The organism is Novosphingobium sp. UBA6272 (assembly GCF_002440635.1).
GTDB lineage: Bacteria > Pseudomonadota > Alphaproteobacteria > Sphingomonadales > Sphingomonadaceae > Novosphingobium.
Map to the genome: position 1 here is coordinate 1 of NZ_DJUW01000001.1, position 15,613 is coordinate 15,613.

17 protein-coding genes and 3 tRNA genes are annotated in these 15,613 nt (G+C 62.7%); 8 read left to right on the top strand and 12 right to left on the bottom strand.

All coding sequences use genetic code 11. The features are described 5' to 3' along the window. A partial coding sequence (locus B2V17_RS00005; RefSeq protein ID WP_292993901.1) for a hypothetical protein occupies positions 1-370 on the top strand: 370 nt, incomplete at its 5' end. Positions 371-719: 349 nt separating this feature from the next. Next, positions 720-947: a helix-turn-helix transcriptional regulator gene (locus tag B2V17_RS00010; RefSeq protein ID WP_292993903.1), complete on the top strand. Its 228-nt coding sequence runs from the start codon at positions 720-722 to the stop codon at positions 945-947. On the opposite strand, the gene B2V17_RS00015 is transcribed toward B2V17_RS00010, so the two are convergent. The 5 genes from B2V17_RS00015 to B2V17_RS00035 form a co-directional block, all read right to left on the bottom strand. Beyond that, entirely contained in the window at positions 932-2,170 is a 1,239-nt protein-coding gene (locus B2V17_RS00015; RefSeq protein WP_292993905.1) for a tyrosine-type recombinase/integrase, read from the bottom strand. The genes B2V17_RS00010 and B2V17_RS00015 overlap by 16 nt on opposite strands. Positions 2,171-2,343: 173 nt before the next feature. Next, positions 2,344-2,420 (bottom strand) — tRNA-Pro (locus B2V17_RS00020). A 23-nt stretch (positions 2,421-2,443) separates the two neighbouring features. Then, positions 2,444-2,520: transfer RNA gene (locus tag B2V17_RS00025), tRNA-Ile, on the bottom strand. 40 nt (positions 2,521-2,560) lie between these two features. Next, positions 2,561-3,541, bottom strand: a complete 981-nt coding sequence (locus B2V17_RS00030; protein ID WP_292994108.1) for a polysaccharide deacetylase family protein — start codon at positions 3,539-3,541, stop codon at positions 2,561-2,563. Positions 3,542-3,596: 55 nt separating this feature from the next. After that, positions 3,597-5,393 carry a histidine kinase dimerization/phospho-acceptor domain-containing protein gene (locus B2V17_RS00035; RefSeq protein WP_292993907.1) on the bottom strand — a complete coding sequence of 599 codons (1,797 nt, stop codon included), beginning with the start codon at positions 5,391-5,393 and terminating at the stop codon, positions 3,597-3,599. A 207-nt stretch (positions 5,394-5,600) separates the two neighbouring features. On the opposite strand from B2V17_RS00035, the gene B2V17_RS00040 reads away from it, so the two are divergent. Together B2V17_RS00040 and B2V17_RS00045 are read left to right on the top strand one after the other, a co-directional pair. Further along, positions 5,601-6,065 carry an Lrp/AsnC family transcriptional regulator gene (locus tag B2V17_RS00040; RefSeq protein WP_292993909.1) on the top strand — a complete coding sequence of 155 codons (465 nt, stop codon included), beginning with the start codon at positions 5,601-5,603 and terminating at the stop codon, positions 6,063-6,065. 40 nt (positions 6,066-6,105) lie between these two features. Continuing rightward, positions 6,106-6,996 (top strand): HrgA protein, encoded by an 891-nt coding sequence (locus tag B2V17_RS00045; protein ID WP_292993911.1) that lies wholly within the window; start codon positions 6,106-6,108, stop codon positions 6,994-6,996. A 17-nt stretch (positions 6,997-7,013) separates the two neighbouring features. Here the strand turns inward: B2V17_RS00045 and accC are convergent, their stop codons facing one another. The 5 genes from accC to B2V17_RS00070 all read right to left on the bottom strand — a co-directional run bounded on the left by accC (position 7,014) and on the right by B2V17_RS00070 (position 10,267). Further along, positions 7,014-8,363 (bottom strand): acetyl-CoA carboxylase biotin carboxylase subunit, encoded by a 1,350-nt coding sequence (gene accC, locus B2V17_RS00050; RefSeq protein WP_292993913.1) that lies wholly within the window; start codon positions 8,361-8,363, stop codon positions 7,014-7,016. Between the two features lie 13 nt (positions 8,364-8,376). Next, positions 8,377-8,871, bottom strand: a complete 495-nt coding sequence (gene accB / locus B2V17_RS00055; RefSeq protein ID WP_292993915.1) for an acetyl-CoA carboxylase biotin carboxyl carrier protein — start codon at positions 8,869-8,871, stop codon at positions 8,377-8,379. A 72-nt stretch (positions 8,872-8,943) separates the two neighbouring features. Beyond that, entirely contained in the window at positions 8,944-9,372 is a 429-nt protein-coding gene (gene aroQ, locus B2V17_RS00060; RefSeq protein ID WP_292993917.1) for a type II 3-dehydroquinate dehydratase, read from the bottom strand. A gap of 75 nt (positions 9,373-9,447) precedes the next feature. Then, on the bottom strand, positions 9,448-9,756 hold the full coding sequence (locus B2V17_RS00065) for a hypothetical protein (RefSeq protein WP_292993919.1): 309 nt from the start codon (positions 9,754-9,756) through the stop codon (positions 9,448-9,450). A gap of 97 nt (positions 9,757-9,853) precedes the next feature. After that, complete coding sequence (locus B2V17_RS00070; protein ID WP_292993921.1) at positions 9,854-10,267, bottom strand: holin family protein; 414 nt, start codon at positions 10,265-10,267, stop codon at positions 9,854-9,856. A 135-nt stretch (positions 10,268-10,402) separates the two neighbouring features. On the opposite strand from B2V17_RS00070, the gene B2V17_RS00075 reads away from it, so the two are divergent. After that, a complete protein-coding gene (locus B2V17_RS00075; protein WP_292993923.1) occupies positions 10,403-11,176 on the top strand; it encodes an enoyl-CoA hydratase-related protein in 774 nt (257 codons plus the stop codon). Positions 11,177-11,192: 16 nt separating this feature from the next. On the opposite strand, the gene B2V17_RS00080 is transcribed toward B2V17_RS00075, so the two are convergent. After that, positions 11,193-11,269: transfer RNA gene (locus B2V17_RS00080), tRNA-Pro, on the bottom strand. Positions 11,270-11,507: 238 nt separating this feature from the next. Here B2V17_RS00080 and yajC point away from each other — a divergent pair. From yajC to secF, 3 genes are read left to right on the top strand one after another with little or no spacing between them, the layout of a single operon-like run. Next, positions 11,508-11,840, top strand: coding sequence for a preprotein translocase subunit YajC (yajC, locus tag B2V17_RS00085; protein ID WP_324475604.1), 333 nt, complete (start codon positions 11,508-11,510; stop codon positions 11,838-11,840). 16 nt (positions 11,841-11,856) lie between these two features. Continuing rightward, complete coding sequence (gene secD, locus B2V17_RS00090; protein ID WP_292993927.1) at positions 11,857-13,452, top strand: protein translocase subunit SecD; 1,596 nt, start codon at positions 11,857-11,859, stop codon at positions 13,450-13,452. A 13-nt stretch (positions 13,453-13,465) separates the two neighbouring features. After that, positions 13,466-14,446, top strand: coding sequence for a protein translocase subunit SecF (gene secF / locus B2V17_RS00095; protein ID WP_292993929.1), 981 nt, complete (start codon positions 13,466-13,468; stop codon positions 14,444-14,446). On the opposite strand, the gene B2V17_RS00100 is transcribed toward secF, so the two are convergent. After that, positions 14,443-15,609, bottom strand: coding sequence for a glycosyltransferase (locus B2V17_RS00100; RefSeq protein ID WP_292994110.1), 1,167 nt, complete (start codon positions 15,607-15,609; stop codon positions 14,443-14,445). The two genes, secF and B2V17_RS00100, sit on opposite strands and share 4 nt — an antisense overlap. Positions 15,610-15,613 lie beyond the last annotated feature (4 nt).

A 15,613-nucleotide genomic window follows, 5' to 3' on the forward strand; every position in this document is an offset into this window, starting at 1 on the left:
CCAAACCGGCAGCAGGCCAATCCACGCAGTCGAGATGAATTTGCACATTGCCGCAAGATGGCGCGACGCAGGTCTGTCAGATGATCTGATCAACATCGTTTTCAGGCGCTTCAAAGACGACGATGTCCATTTAAGAAGCTCCTTAGCCCGTCAAATTCTTTTAGCGTCGGCTTGCGAAGCCTCTGAAGAAAACTGGCTTGAGAGGCTGCGGGTGATGACGACGTCGTTTGCTAGAATTTACCCTGAAAGGCAGAGGATTGAAGCTTATCGAGAATCACTGATGGTCATCGCGGGCATGTCCGAGAAACTTGCACAAGCGGTTGCTCCCGCCCTGTCAATGGCCAGCCTCATCGACAATGAGATTGCGTGACACTGCAAGAAGGTGACGATTCTGAGAGAAAGGCTGCATACCTCACTTTCGTCGACAAAAGGAGACTGTCAGCAGCGTCGAACAAAGCGGCCACACCCTTCGAATGTGCCATCGCTGCAACACATCCAATGCAATCGGCTTGCCAACCTCATCTCGGCCCAGTCGCGCGCGTGAAGTCCGCTAGCTTCCCTATGGTTCCGAGGTCGTCCCAGGACTGTTCAAGCTGGCGAAACTCGGTGAGTGAAGGGGCAATCCGCGAAGAAGATCGCCTATTGCCAACTCGGAAAAAGGTTCCCATTATGTTCTTTCAGGAGGGGCGCAACGACTGAGCCTAGATGGAACTAACACCGTGTCCCACTCCGAACGCATCATCCGCCTGAAAACCGTACTCGCCCGCACCGGGCTTTCCCGCTCCACCGTCTATCGCAAGATCGCCGACGGGACGTTCCCGCCCCAGGTGCGTATAAGCATCCACGGTGCTGGCTGGCATGAGTCCGCAATCGATACCTGGATTGCCGATCCTGCTGCCTATCGATTTGCATCGAAGCCTGTGGGCGCCAATCAGGTCCTGGCGTGATGGCCGCTCAGGCCCTTGCGCTCGGCCTCGTCGAGATAGTCTGACCACCAGTGCATCATGTCCCGGCGCTGGGTGAGGTAGCGCGCCGAGTTGTAAGCTGCGCGCACGCCGCGCTGAACATGGGCGAGTTGCATTTCGATCCAGTCGGATTCGAACAGGCCGGACTCGTTGAGCACTGTGCTGGCAAGACCGCGGAAGCCATGGACCGTGGCCTTGCCGCGCAGCCCGATGCGATACATCACGTCGAGCATCCGGTTCTCGCTGATCGTTCCGGTTTTGCTGCTGGCGACAGGGAACAGGAACTTGCCGTAACGCTCGTTGCCCGCCTGGCGATAGGCGTTCGCCGCATCGATCTCCTCAAGCAGGCGGACTGCCTGCGGTGAGAGGGGTACGATATGCTCTGTACGCATCTTCATCCGGTGCGCCGGGATCCGCCAGATCGGGTTGTCGGTGTTGAGGTCCTCGAACTCGCTCCATTCGGCAAAGCGCGTTTCCTGGGTGCGGACCATTGTATGGATGGTCCAGCGTAGTGCGAGATGGCTCATCGGTTCGGCCTGGTCGCGGCTGAGACCGGCAAAGAATGCCGGCAGGTCGCGCGCTTCAACCTTGGCCCGATGCTGGACAGGCGGCGGCCGCTTCATGGCAGGGCCAATGTCGCGGCTCGGATCGCTGCGGCACAGTTCCATGGCGATCGCGAAGCGGAACACCTCACTGCAATAGTTGCGGACGCGGTGTGCCATCTCGATCGAACCGCGCGCCTCGATCTTGCGCAACACAGCCAGGAGCATTGGCGGATCGATCGCAGTGATCGGCTTGCTGCCGAGCGTAGGGAAGATGTCCTCGCGCAGCCGGGTTTCGACCACGCGGGCATAGCGCGGCGACCATGCGCAGCGCCGTGCCTCGATCCAATCGTTGGTAACTTCCTCGAAAGTGTTGGTAGTTGCCTCGATCAGGGCGCGCTTGGTCGCCTTGCGCACCTCGCTGGGATCGCGCCCCGCGAGAAGTTCGAGCTTCGCATCGTCACGCCATTTGCGGGCATCTGCCAGCTTTACAAGCGGATAGGGGCCTCCGGAGAGCAGCTTTTGCTTGCCCAGGAATCGGTATGCCAGCCGCCAGTGCTTCTTTCCCTCGGGTGTGACCAGAATGAAGAGCCCGCCGCCGTCCGCCTTCTTGATCGGACGATCTCCGGGCCTCAGTGCGCGAATGGCAGTGTCTGTGAGCATGTTGGTAATTTAGCAGAGGGTCCGAAAAAGACCAACACGGTTACCAACATCGAAGCGGGCTGGGCTGGGATCGAATGAACCCAAATGGGATGAAAAAGTGGGCTGAATATGCTGATATTAAGCCATTTTATGAGAAAACTCGATTTCGGATGAGATCACCTGAAATCGAGTGTTGGTCGGGGAGACAGGATTCGAACCTGCGACCCTCTGCTCCCAAAGCAGATGCGCTACCAGGCTGCGCTACTCCCCGACCGGGTTCGGCATCATTCGCACTGGTGGGCCCGGCAGGACTCGAACCCGCGACCTAGCCGTTATGAGCGGCCAGCTCTAACCAACTGAGCTACAGGCCCATGTGCGTAATGCCGCGCGGCGTTAGCTTGGCCGGCGCGCTTAGGCAAGCTCGACCGACTCGATCAGTTCGCTGACCCGCGTCGGGGCGATCTCCCGCTGCCGGAGATAGGCAAAGGCCCGCCGCCACCAGTCATAAAGCGCGTCGAGATCGTCCTCGTTGCGGACATAGGGGGTATAGCCCGGCGCCAGCGACGGAGAGTGGAACGAGAAGACCAGCACTGGCAGGCCTTCGTCGATCGCGATGTCGATCCCGCGGATCGCCTCTTCGATCGTCACGCCTTCGGGGGTCAATGGAATCCGTTCGAGCAGACCGATCCGCGCCAGCGCGCCACGCAGCCGCGGCACTCGCCACATCCGGGCGTAGAGGAACTGCCCAAGCTGGCGCAGCAGGCCCCAATAGACCGTGGTCAAGGGCAACTCCATCAGCCCGGCGTCCCGATCAATCCACCAAGGACGCACCGGCAGGTCGCGGAAATTCGGTCCGCCGCCGGCGCTGTAATCGAACCGGGCGCGGACTGAGCTGTCGATCGCGATCCCGCCTTCGGACAGAATCCCGGCGGTATTGGGCCCAACGCCATAGCGGCCGGCGCGGTAGATCAGCGGCGGGGCGCCAATCTCGCGCTCGATCGCATCGCGCAGGTTGCGGAACTTGGCGCGTTCCAGCGCTTCGGGAAGGTTGCCGGCAAAGGTATTGTGCTCGGTCACCTCTTCCTCAAACGGCGGGTTGACCCAGGGGTGCAGCTGAACTCCGACCTCGGCCTTGCCGGCGGCAACCGCATCGCGCAGGATCCCTGCGGCGGCAGAGCTTTCGACGATCGGATAGTCGATCAGGTAGATCGGGCAGACGCCCTGTGCCTCGCAGAATTCCTGGAACCGCGCGAGCCGGGCGACGGTCTGCACGGTATGGCGGCTGCGTTCGATCGGCCGGCTCCAGTCGAATTCCTCTTCGGTATCGACGGTGACGATGAAGCGCTGACCGAATTCCGGCTTGAAGCGCACGAAATCGGCCTGGGCGGGCATCTCGGCAATGCAACGCTCCACCACCTTACCTTGGCCCCCGTCTATCGTGTGCCGGTCAGTCGGCCGATTGTGCGGCGTCTTGGGTATGAGCGCCATCGCCCGTGGTCAAGCCCGGCAAGGTCAGGCGCAGCTTGTCATCTTTGCGGATCAGGTCGCCACCGGCGGCGCGCGCCTCGGCCCGGGCAAGGCGCAGGGCAAAGCCGACCCCGAACACGCCGGCCGAAATGACCTGCGGAATTGCGCCGGCACCCGCTTCGAACAGGGCATCGCCCTTTTGCGCGGCCAGGACCGCGGGCAGGCCGATATCGACCCGCGCCATGCCGCCGTGCTCACGCAGCTTGAGCCGCAGTACTTCGCCCGGCGCGCTTGTCCCGGCCAGCGTGGCGAGCAGGCGCCAGGCGATCCGCTCAACCTCCAACCGGGCGAGGCCGACTGGCAGCGACGCAGCTTCATCCTTCACCGTAAAGCCGCTGCCGCGCGACGCGGTGTGGCTACCAAGCTGGCCGACTGTGGCCGCTATCACGGCGGCCAGATCGGTCTCTCCGGCATCGAGCTCCATCGCCCCGGAATCGAGCTTGGCCAGCCGGTCCAGCTCTTCGAAGGCGGACAGCATCCGCGCGGCGTCGCCGGCAATGCTGGCGGCCAGCGCGCGATATTCGTGCGGGGTGGCGCCGAACAGCTGCTGCTGGATGATCTCTGCGCCGACCTGGATCGCGTTCACCGGGGTGCGCAGTTCGTGGAGCATCTGGCGCATCCGGTCGGCCGGGCTCTCGGTGACCGGGGGGACCAGCGGCGCTTTCAAGGACGGGCGGCGCAGGCGGCCGCGATAGCCCAGGAAATGGCCGGTCAGCGGATCGAACCACGGTGCGGCATCGAGCTGCCAATCGCCTGCGATCGGGGCCGCCCCGGCGAGACTGATCGGGCACGCGTGCAGCGGCTGACGGCGGCTGTAAAGCTTGGCGAATTCCGCGTTTTGGACCGTGCCGGCGATGCGCAGGCCGCTGACCAACGGTGCGACGCCGGGATCGCTCCACACGATCCGGCCCTCGGCATCGGTCGCGAAATCGAACGCCGAAGCCCGCTCCGGAACTTCGAGCACATGGCCTTCATCGAGCGGAAGGCGCGGAGAATCGTTGGCCGGAACGTGGTCAATCACCTGCTTGGTGCGGCGATAGGCCTCGATCCGTTTGACGATTGCGCCAATGCCGGTCTCTTCCCGGATCGGGGCTGGGTGCAGGATCACCGGCGGCTCGGGCAAGCTGGGTTCCCGACCAGGCTCTGCAATTGCTTCTGCCACCGGCTGCGGTTCCGGTTCGGGTTGCGCCTCGGACTCGATCGTGGACGCGGTAACGGAGGCTGGTGCAGGCAAAGGCTCAACTGCGACTTCCGATTCTGGCAGCGGCGCTGGCTGGACCGGCGGGAGCCCGCGGTCGGTAACGCCCAGCCGGGCCAGCAACTCGCCCACTGCCGGTGATAGATCGCGCCGCAGCCGCAGGTAGGGGCGGCTCGATGGGGGCAAGGCTGGGAGCAGATCGAGCCATTGGTCGTCCGAAAGCCTTGCCCGCTGCAGGGCGGCGGCTGAAACCGCGGGTTCGCCCTCGGCCAGTGCCGCGACCAGTCGCGGCGAGCGCAGCCGCAGGCCGGCATCGCCGATCATCGCGGCGCGTTCAGCTGCCGGGATTTCCTTGGCCAGTTCGCCCAGCCGGACATAGGCCGCATCAAGCTGTTCGCCCCGCGTCTGGGCCGGACTGGTGCCGAGCAGGTCAAGCAACTGGCGGAACTGGATCCGCCGCACCGCCCCGCTGCCGGCACGCAGGCGCAGCACGGTTCCAAGGCGGTCGTCGAAATGCATGCAGTTCCCGGTATGGCAGGCGCACAGTGCGCGCGAGGCTGTTTACCAGTTTTGTCCCCAGCCAAAACGGGCAGCGAAAGGTGCGTTGCAAAGCGGGACAGTTGCGGCCATAAACAATAATATTATCGCATCGCGACGCAGACTGTGGTGAAAGTTGCCGAATCGCGCGTCATTGCGTTAGTGCGGCGCAAGCAAGGGGTGGGTGGCATGGCTAATCTCGATTCGATCGACCGTCGCTTGCTGGCCGAGCTGCAGGAAGAGGGCCGGGTAACCAATGTCGAGCTCGCCCAGCGCGTCGGGCTGACCGCGCCGCCCTGCCTGCGCCGTGTCCGCGCGCTCGAGGAATCGGGCGTAATCCGCGGCTATCACGCCGATCTCGATGCTTCCAAACTGGGCTTTGCGATCACGGTGTTTGCGATGGTTTCGCTCAAGAGCCAGGCGGAGGATTCGCTGCGCCAGTTCGAAGAAGCGATGCGCGACCTGCCCGAAGTGCGCGAATGCCATATGCTCAACGGCGAGATCGACTTTATCCTGAAGATCGTCAGCAAGGATTTGCAGAGCTTTCAGGAGTTTTTGACCAGCAAACTGACCCCTGCGCCCAATGTGGCGAGTGTGAAGACTTCGCTCACGATCCGGACGGCGAAGCAGATGCCTGGGGTGCCGTTGGAATAATGGCATGGGACTTCGACTAAATACACGTGTGGTAGAATGCTTGAAGGCAAAACCGGGGGTTAGATTCACGGCGAGAGATATCGCGCAATGGATTATGGAGAATTATCCTGGTGAGAGCGCTGAGAAGCTAGCATCGAGCAAGCGTCTTTCGACAGAAGCCGACTTAATGCAGCAGATTGTCGCAGAAATTGGCGCGAATCGACCCACGATTGAGAAAAAATGGAATGCTGTTCGGACCACAGCAGAACGACCACGAAAATATTTCTGGTCCGAGTTTAGCGACGAGGCAATCGCAGAAGCTGCGGAATCAGCTGATGAAGTCGGGTCGATAAGTGAAGTTGACGCGCGGGGAGAAACCGAGAGTGATCTTTACCCAAAGTTAGTCAGATACCTGTCTTCTGAATGGGGGCTATTCGCGAAGCGAATTGATGAAAAAACCGCTTCAAATCGCCGCGGACCTCAGGGAAACCGGTGGCTTTTCCCCGATTTGGTAGCGATGGAAGATCTCACCACAGACCTTTCTGGAGCTGTTCGCGATCTCCACTCAATTTCCGGTGCGAGAAAGTTTCGGGTCTGGGCCTTTGAGGTCAAACTTGTCTTGAACAGGTCGAACGTCCGAGAGTCATTTTTCCAAACAGTCTCAAACAGTTCATGGGCTAACTTTGGATATTTGGTTGCCTCCGAAATTCAGTCGGACGAGACACTCAAGGAATTACAAATCCTCTGCTCGCTCCATGGCACGGGCTTGATCCAATTGAACAGCGGCAATCCGGATGAGAGCGAAATCCGTATTCCGGCGCGAGAGAGACAAGATATTGACTGGGCAAACGCAAATCGTCTCGCGAGTGAGAATCGAGACTTCATGTCAGTTGTGGAATTGCTGAAAGAGTTTCACCAAACTGGCAAAGCCAAGAGGAACGAGTGGGATTAGCCAAAGGGCTTGACCTGCTAGCCCGCCCGCTTGGCCAGCCACTCCTCTAGCCACTTGATCGTATAGTCCCCGTGGATGAAGTCCGGCTCGCTCATCAGCGCCTGGTGCAGCGGGATCGAGGTCTTGACGCCGCCGATCACCATTTCTTCCAGCGCGCGCTTCAGCCGCATGATGCAGCCTTCGCGGGTGCGGCCCTTGACGATCAGCTTTGCGATCATTGAATCGTAATAGGGCGGGATTTTGTATCCGGCGTAAAGCCCTGAATCGACGCGGACATTCATCCCGCCGGCGGGGTGGTAATTGCTCACCAGCCCGGGCGAGGGGGCGAAGGTCCAGGGGTCTTCGGCGTTGATCCGGCATTCGATCGAATGGCCGTTGAACTCGATATCATCCTGTTTGACCGAGAGCGGCTTGCCATCGGCAATGCGGATCTGTTCGCGGACCAGATCGACCCCAGTGATTGCCTCGGTCACCGGATGCTCAACCTGCAGGCGGGTGTTCATTTCGATGAAATAGAACTCGCCATTTTCCCACAGGAACTCGATCGTACCGGCGCCGCGATAGGCCATGTCGGCCATCGCCCTGGCGACGATTCCGCCCATCCGCTCGCGCTCTTCTGGGCTGATGACCGGGGAGGGGGCCTCTTCCAGGACTTTCTGGTGGCGGCGCTGCAGCGAACAGTCGCGCTCGCCCAGGTGGATCGCCTCGCCATTGCCGTCGCCAAACACCTGGAATTCGATGTGGCGCGGATTGCCGAGGTACTTTTCGATATAGACGGTGGCGTCACCAAACGCGGCCTTGGCCTCGGTCCCGGCCTGCTGGATCAGCGTTTCGAGCTCGTCGGGGCCGTTGCAGACTTTCATGCCGCGCCCGCCGCCACCGCTGGCAGCCTTGATGATCACCGGATAGCCGGCTTTCTCGGCAATTTCCTTGGCCTCGGCAATGTCGCTGACCGCGCCGTCGGAACCCGGAACCAGCGGCAGACCGAGCGCGCCTGCAGTGCGCTTGGCCTCGATCTTGTCACCCATGGTGCGGATGTGTTCGGGCTTGGGCCCGATCCAGGTGATGCCGTGGCTTTCGACAATCTCGGCGAACTGGGCGTTCTCCGAAAGAAAGCCGTAACCGGGGTGGATCGCGTCGGCGTGGGTGATTTCGGCGGCCGAGATGATCGCCGCGACGTTGAGGTAGGAATCCTTGGCCTGCGGCGGGCCGATGCAGACCGCATGGTCGGCCAGCCGGACGTGCATGGCATCGGCATCGGCGGTGGAGTGAACCGCCACCGTCTCGATCCCCATTTCATGAGCGGCGCGGTGAATGCGCAGCGCGATCTCGCCGCGGTTGGCGATCAGGATCCGGGAAATGCCCATGGTTTATCCGGCCTCAGGCAATCACGACCAGCGGCTGGTCATATTCGACCGGCTGCGCGTTCTCGACCAGGATTGCGGTGATCGTGCCAGCCTTGTCGGCGGTGATCGGGTTCATCACCTTCATCGCCTCGATGATCAGCAGGGTGTCGCCGGCCTTGACCTGGGTTCCGACCGAAACGAACGGTGCCGCGCCCGGCTCCGGTGTCAGATAGGCGGTGCCGACCATCGGCGATTTCAGCGCATTGGCATCAGCCGCCGGTGCGGCCACTGCTGGCTCGGCAGCGGCCGGCAGTGGCATGGCCGGAGCGGCGGCGACAGCGGGAGCCGCCATCGGAGCGGCGGCAAAGTGCTGTGCAGCAGCCTGACGCGCGACCTTGATCTTGCGGTCGCCATCTTCGACCTCGATCTCGGTCAAGCCGGTTTCGGCAAGGAGTTCCGCCAGTTCACGCACCAGCTTGCTGTCGATGTTCATGCCGCCCGAACGGTTGGCGCCCTTGGTATCGCTCATGAGATTTTTTCTCTGGCCTTGTTATCTCAACAGGGCTTCCGCCTATGCGGCGATGCAGCCGGAGAGGCAAGCCTAAAGCGCGGCGGCGCGCTCCAGCGCAACCTCATAGCTGCGCGCACCGAGGCCCTTGACGCAATCGATCGCGGCCATGCCGATGTAGGACAGGTGGCGGAACGGCTCGCGGGTTTCCGGGTCGGACAGGTGAACTTCGATCACCTTGAGCTGGGTTGCCTTGATCGCATCGAGCAGCGCAATCGAGGTGTGGGTATAGGCCCCGGCATTGAGCAGCACGGCGTGAACCTGACCGCGCGCATCGTGCAGCCAGTCGACCAGCACGCCTTCGTGGTTGCTCTGGCGGCATTCGACTTCGACGCCCAGCGCTTCGCCCTGGGCGATCAGCCGCGCTTCGATATCGGCCAGGGTCTCATGCCCGTAAATCTCCGGCTCGCGCGTGCCGAGCAGGTTGAGATTGGGGCCGTTGAGGACAAGGACTTTGCGCAAGGTGCTGGCTTTCCGCGATGGATCGGATCGCGAATCTCCATAACCACGCGGCCCGAACGGGCAAGCCGAAAGGCGTCAGCCCTTGATTTCGGGTTCGGTTGAAAGGGGTTCGTTCTCGGCGGCGACGGCGGCGTCTTCCGCATCCTCGGTCGCGTCGGGATCGGCTTCGATCACTTGCGGCTGGCCGGCCTTTTCGGCCTTGGAAGCAGCCGCTTCGGCGCGTTCGGCGGCCTGTTCGGCGCGCAGCGCGGCGGCGTTGATCTCGGCAAGCTTTTCTGCGCCGTCGGTGTCACGTCCACATCCACCAAGCAGCAGTGCGCCGCCCAGCAATAGCGCAGTGGCGAGGCGTCCGGCCTTGGGCAATGGGTGGTGCGATCCGCTCACAGGCAACTCCCGGACAGCCCTGTGCCGTCCATGCAAGCCTGATCCATAGCGCGGAAAGATTACCTGAAACTAACCAAGGCCGGGCGCGGAATGCGGTTTATTTGTCGCTGCCGGCAATCTTGCCCCACTGGCGCGCGGCGGTGTAGCCAAGGTAGCCGGTGCCGAACAGCGCATAAAGCGGCTCTGGCAGGCCGGAAAGGTAGGCGTTCATGCCCTCGGCGATTTCCTTGGCGGTCTGCGGGCTGAAGGCGGCGAGCAGACCCATCGGCAGTGCCCACAGCAGCAGCACATAGATCACATAAAGGAAGCTGGGCCGGGCGCGGCTGGTCCACGGGTCGTGCGAATTGGCCTCGGCGACGATCGCGGAGAGGCGGGCCTGGATTTCGGCCAGTTCCTGCGATCCCTGCATGGCCAGGAGTTCCAGTTTGGCCTTGTCGCGCTGGGCTGGGTTCGGGATGACCTTGTCGATGATTGCGGCGACGGGTCCGATAAGGGCTTCGAGGATTGGCATTGCGTGCTCCTTTGGCGAGAGGATGCGAACAAGATAACCAAAATGGTTCTTGTAGGAAAATCATTCGCCTCTCTGGTCAAGCATCGCGCTTTGTGAAAACCTGCTGCGATCGACGCATCCGAGGCGAGGGCGGGCATGAAGCATATCGAAAGCACGGCAAGTGGCGGAGTGCGGCGGATCACGCTCAACCGCCCGGAAGTGCTCAACGCGATCAATCACGCGATGCACTATGAGCTGGAGTCAGCTTTTGATGCCTTTGCCGCGGCGGAAGACGAACAGGTCTGCGTCGTGACCGGGGCAGGGCGTGCCTTCTGCGCCGGGTCCGACTTGAAAGCCGCCATTACCGAGGGCCGGCAGCCCTATCCGCCTCATGGCTATGCCGGACTGATCGAACGGTTTGACTGTCAAAAACCGATCATAGCCGCCGTGAATGGCCTGGCGCTCGGCGGCGGGTTCGAACTGGCGCTGGCCTGCGATCTGATAATCGCCGCCGAAAGCGCGAGCTTCGGCTTGCCCGAGCCACTGGTCGGGGCGGTCGCTTTGGGTGGCGGTTTGCACCGGCTGGCGCGGATGGTGCCGGCCAAACAAGCGATGGGCATGATTCTCGCCTCGCGGCGGGTCGGGGCCGGGGAGGGCTATGCGCTGGGCTTCGTCACCGAAGTGGTACCCGATACCCAACTGGACGCCGCGATCGATCGCTGGTGCGCCGATATCCTGCGCGCCTCACCGGTTTCGATCCGCGCCTCGAAGGAACTGGTCGCGGCCGGCCTTGCCGAGCCGGATATTGCTGCCGCCATGCGGATGCAGTCTGCTCACCCTGCGTTCCAGGCCTGGGCCGCCAGCGACGACGCCCGCGAAGGCCCGCGCGCCTTTGCCGAAAAACGCGCGCCGCAGTGGAATGGCAAATAGTCTGACAAGAAGAAAATGGTCGGGACGAGAGGATTCGAACCTCCGACCCCCACACCCCCAGTGTGATGCGCTACCAGGCTGCGCTACGTCCCGACCGGTTCCCCGGCATGCCGAAGCGGCGGGGAGAGGAGCGGGCCTATAGGCAGCGGCGGACGGCTTGGCAAGGTGCAGCAACAAAGATCGCGCCTGCTCTTGAACCCGGCGCGGCAGGCGCCATCTGAGGCACTGGCCGGGGGGCGGCGCGTTGCTATCGCAAGGCATTGCTGCTAGGCGCGCGCAATTCCGCTCCGGACAGCCGGAGCGCCAGTTTCAGGGATGCAAGACCACGGCCATGACCAGCTCGATTCTCCCCCTTCTTTCCGCCGCAGCTGCCGCAGGCCAATCGCCCCCGGCATGGATGCAGTTCCTTCCGCTCGTCGCGATGGTCGCCGTATTCTGGTTCCTGATCATCCGCCCGCAGATGCGCCGCCAGAAGGAGCATCAGGCCAAGATCTCGCAGATCAAGAAGGGCGATCAGGTGCTGACCGGCGGCGGCCTGCTGGCCAAGGTGATCAAGGTCGACGATCACTATGCTGAGGTGGAAATCGCCCCCAACGTTCGCGTCAAGGCGCTGAAGTCCACCCTGGCCGATGTGGTCCCGCCGGCCGGCGCGGCCAACGACTGAACCGAAGGCCATTTCCATGCTCGATTTTCCTCTATGGAAGCGGATCTCGCTGTGGGCGCTGACAATTGTCGCCTGCCTCGCGGCGCTGCCCTCGATCTTCGCTGTCTCGAACCTCCATTGGCCTGACCGGCTGATCGATCCCAAGGTCAACCTTGGCCTCGACCTTGCCGGGGGCAGCCACATCCTGCTTGAAGCGAGCTCGGACCAGATCCGCCGCCAGCGGCTCGACACCATGGCCGAAGACGTGCGCAACCGCCTGCGCCAGGCCAAGATCGCGATCGGCGACGTTTCGACCAAGGACGGCACGGTCAGCTTCATGGTGACCGATCCGACCAAGGGCGATGCCGCGCGCGAAGCGCTGCAGACGCTGACCAGCGGCGCCTCGCTCTCGGGCCAGCGCGACTGGGATCTCAAGGTCGATGGCGGCAAGATCGTGCTGGCCCCGACCGAGGCCGGGATCAAGCAGGCCCAGGGCATGGCGATGGATTCGGCCACCGACGTGGTCCGCAAGCGCATCGACAAGATGGGCACGCGTGAACCGACGATCATCCGCCAGGGTGAAAACCGCATCGTTGTACAGGTCCCCGGGCTCAAGGATCCAAAGGCGCTTAAAGACCTGCTTGGCCAGACTGCCAAACTGGAGTTCCGACTGGTCGATTACATGGCCGATCCGACGCTGGTACAGCAAGGTATAGCTCCGGCCGGGTCGGAATTGCTGCCCTATGCCAATCCAGAGAAGGACGGCACGGGCCGTCTGGCGGTCAAGCGCTATGGCGGGATCAAAGGCGATCAGCTGACCAATGCGGTCGCCAGCAACGACGACAAGACCAATGAACCGCTGGTCAGCATTACCTTCGATCAGGCCGGCGGCGCCAAGTTCGCCCGCCTGACCACCGAAAATGTCGGCAAGCCCTTTGCGATCGTGCTGGACGGCAAGGTCCTCTCCGCGCCGAACATCCAGGAACCGATCCTGGGCGGGCAGGCGCGGATTTCCGGCAGCTTCACCACCGAAAGCGCCAACCAGCTGGCGATTGCCCTGGTCTCGGGCGCGCTGCCAGTTGACCTCAAGGTGGTCGAGGAACGTTCGGTCGGGCCGGACCTTGGGGCCGACTCGATCCGCAAGGGCGTCATTGCCTTTGGTGTCGGCACTACGTTGCTCGGGCTGTTCATCATGGTCACCTACGGACGCTTCGGGGTCTATGCCAACATCGCGCTGGTCATCAACGCGCTGATGATCCTGGGGATCATGGCGATGATCGATTCGACCCTGACCTTGCCGGGCATTGCCGGTTTCGTGTTGACCATCGGTGCGGCGGTCGACGCCAACGTGCTGATCAACGAACGCATCCGAGAGGAGCGGGCGAGAGGGCGCAACGTCGTCGCGGCGGTCGACATGGGCTACAAGGAAGCCAGCCGGGCGATCTTCGACGCCAACATTACCAACGTCATCGCGGCCGTGCTGATGTTCCTGATCGGATCGGGTCCGGTGCGCGGTTTTGCCATCGTGCTGATGATCGGGATCGGAACCTCGGTGTTCACCGCCGTCTGGTTGACCCGGATGTGGGTGGCCGGCTGGCTGCGCCGCACCCGTCCCAGCGATATCGTGATCTGAGGGAACCCAAGTCATGAAACTGCTCAAGCTCGTTCCCGATAATACCAACATCAAGTTCCTGCGTTGGCGGATACCGTTCTACGTCGTCAGCACGATTCTGATCCTGGCGTCATGGGGCCTGGTTCTGACCAAGGGGCTCAATCTGGGTGTCGATTTTATCGGCGGCCAGATGATCCGGGTGACCTTTGTGCAAACCCCCTCCGCGCCGGTGGCTGAACTGCGTGAAAGCGTCGCAAAGCTTGGCTATGGCGAACCGACTATCCAGCAATTCGGTAAGCCGAACGAGGTTTCGATCCGGATGAAGCTGCCCGAGGGATTCGATCAGGATCCGGGCCTCGCCAACCAGATGTCCGACAAAATCACCACAACGATCAAAGCCGCGCATCCCGATGTCCGGATCGACGGAGTGGATTCGGTTTCGGGCAAGGTTTCCGACGAACTGTTCAGCACTGGGATGCAGGCGCTGCTTGCGGCAATGCTGGCGATTTCAATCTACATCTGGGTCCGCTTCGAATGGCAGTTCGGGGTCGGAGCGCTGTTCGCGCTGGTCCACGATGTGTCGCTGACGCTGGGGATGTTCGCGCTGACCCAGATGGAGTTCGATCTCAACATTGTCGCCGCAATCCTGACGCTGATCGGCTATTCGCTCAACGATACGATCGTCGTCTATGACCGGATCCGCGAGAATCTGAAGAAATACCGCCGCATGCCGATGCCCGAGCTGCTCGATCTGTCGGTCAACGAAACGCTCAGCCGGACGATCGTGACCTCGCTGTCGGTGCTGATCACGCTGGTCGCGCTGCTGCTGCTCGGCCCGCCGGTGATCTTTGGCTTTACCGCCGCGATCACGCTGGGGATCTTCGTCGGGACCTACAGCTCGGTCTACATGGCCGCGCCGATCCTGATCTGGCTCAATGTCAAGGCGGACAGCTTCGTGCCGACCGAATCCAAGCTGGAGCGGCAAGAGCGGCTGGCCCGCGAAGGGACTGCCTAAACCTCTGCCAGCCGGGTCCAGTGGGTTACCAGTGCCTCGGCGTTGGCCTTCCAGCTGAACCCGGCGACGGCGGCCTGGACCGTTTCCGGATCGGGTTTCAGCGCAAGCAAGTCCAGCACGGCACGGGCAATCGCTTCACCGTCACGTGGGACCATCCGGCCCCAGTCTGGATCGGTCAGCAGTTCCTGCGCGCCCGGGATCGGGGTGGTGACCACCGGGGTGCCGCAGGCGAGCGCCTCGACCCAGGCATTGGCCAGGCCCTCGCTTGACGAGGGCATCACCACGACATCGGCGGCATTGAGCAGCAGCGGCAGTTCGCCATGCGGTACCGCGCCCAGAAAGCGGACCCGGTCGGCCACGCCCAGCTCTTCGGCCCGGCGGCGCAGCATCGCTTCGTCCTCGCCCTTGCCGGCCAGCAGCAGGAAGGCATCGGGCAGGTGGGTCAGCGCCTCGATCACGAATTGCTGTCCCTTGCGCGGGATCAGCGCGCCGACTGTGGCGAGCACCGGCTTGTCGCGCGGCAGGCCGAACTGGTCGCGGCAAATCTTGCGGTCATAGGACCGGAACAGGTCGGCATCGAGCCCGGTCCGGTGGATCGTGATCTTGCTGCGGTCCATTCCCAGCGCGGCCATGTCGTCCGCAAGTCCACCCGCGACGGCGAGCAGGCCCTTGGCGGTCTGCCCGGCTTCCACAACCTGGCGTGCAGTCGCGGGTTCCTTGCCCCAATGGTGCACATCGGCGCCGCGCGCCTTGATGCTGACCGGCAAGCCCAGCGCCTTGCCCACGGTCACCGCGGCGGGACCATCGGGGTAGAAGAACTGGGCATCGATCAGGTCGAACGGCATCTCCGCATGTAGCCGCCGGGCCAGCGGCAGCACCGCCTTCGCCTCGGCCGCGGCATTGCGGCCCGGCAGCCCCGGCAGCAGCGTGAAGTGCGGACGCAGCACCTTGACCCCCCCGCGCAGCTCCTCAACCGGAAGCGCCAGCAGTGGCTGGTAACGCGGATGGCGCGAGAGCGGGAAGGGCGGAATGCCCAGCGGGTTGACCAACACCAGATCGACATCGCCGCGCTTCATCACCGCCTGCATCTGTCGCTCGACGAAGACCCCGAAATTGGGCGCGCTGTCATTGGGATAAAGCGTGCTGAGGCTCAGCACCCGCAGCTTG

Coding starts and splice junctions, on each gene's coding strand:
- B2V17_RS00015 (WP_292993905.1), bottom strand. CDS start 2,170: ATGCTCACAGACACTGCCATTCGCGCACTGAGGCCCGGAGATCGTCCG.
- B2V17_RS00030 (WP_292994108.1), bottom strand. CDS start 3,541: ATGCCCGCCCAGGCCGATTTCGTGCGCTTCAAGCCGGAATTCGGTCAG.
- B2V17_RS00035 (WP_292993907.1), bottom strand. CDS start 5,393: ATGCATTTCGACGACCGCCTTGGAACCGTGCTGCGCCTGCGTGCCGGC.
- B2V17_RS00040 (WP_292993909.1), top strand. CDS start 5,601: ATGGCTAATCTCGATTCGATCGACCGTCGCTTGCTGGCCGAGCTGCAG.
- accC (WP_292993913.1), bottom strand. CDS start 8,363: ATGGGCATTTCCCGGATCCTGATCGCCAACCGCGGCGAGATCGCGCTG.
- accB (WP_292993915.1), bottom strand. CDS start 8,871: ATGAGCGATACCAAGGGCGCCAACCGTTCGGGCGGCATGAACATCGAC.
- B2V17_RS00070 (WP_292993921.1), bottom strand. CDS start 10,267: ATGCCAATCCTCGAAGCCCTTATCGGACCCGTCGCCGCAATCATCGAC.
- B2V17_RS00075 (WP_292993923.1), top strand. CDS start 10,403: ATGAAGCATATCGAAAGCACGGCAAGTGGCGGAGTGCGGCGGATCACG.
- yajC (WP_324475604.1), top strand. CDS start 11,508: ATGACCAGCTCGATTCTCCCCCTTCTTTCCGCCGCAGCTGCCGCAGGC.
- secD (WP_292993927.1), top strand. CDS start 11,857: ATGCTCGATTTTCCTCTATGGAAGCGGATCTCGCTGTGGGCGCTGACA.
- secF (WP_292993929.1), top strand. CDS start 13,466: ATGAAACTGCTCAAGCTCGTTCCCGATAATACCAACATCAAGTTCCTG.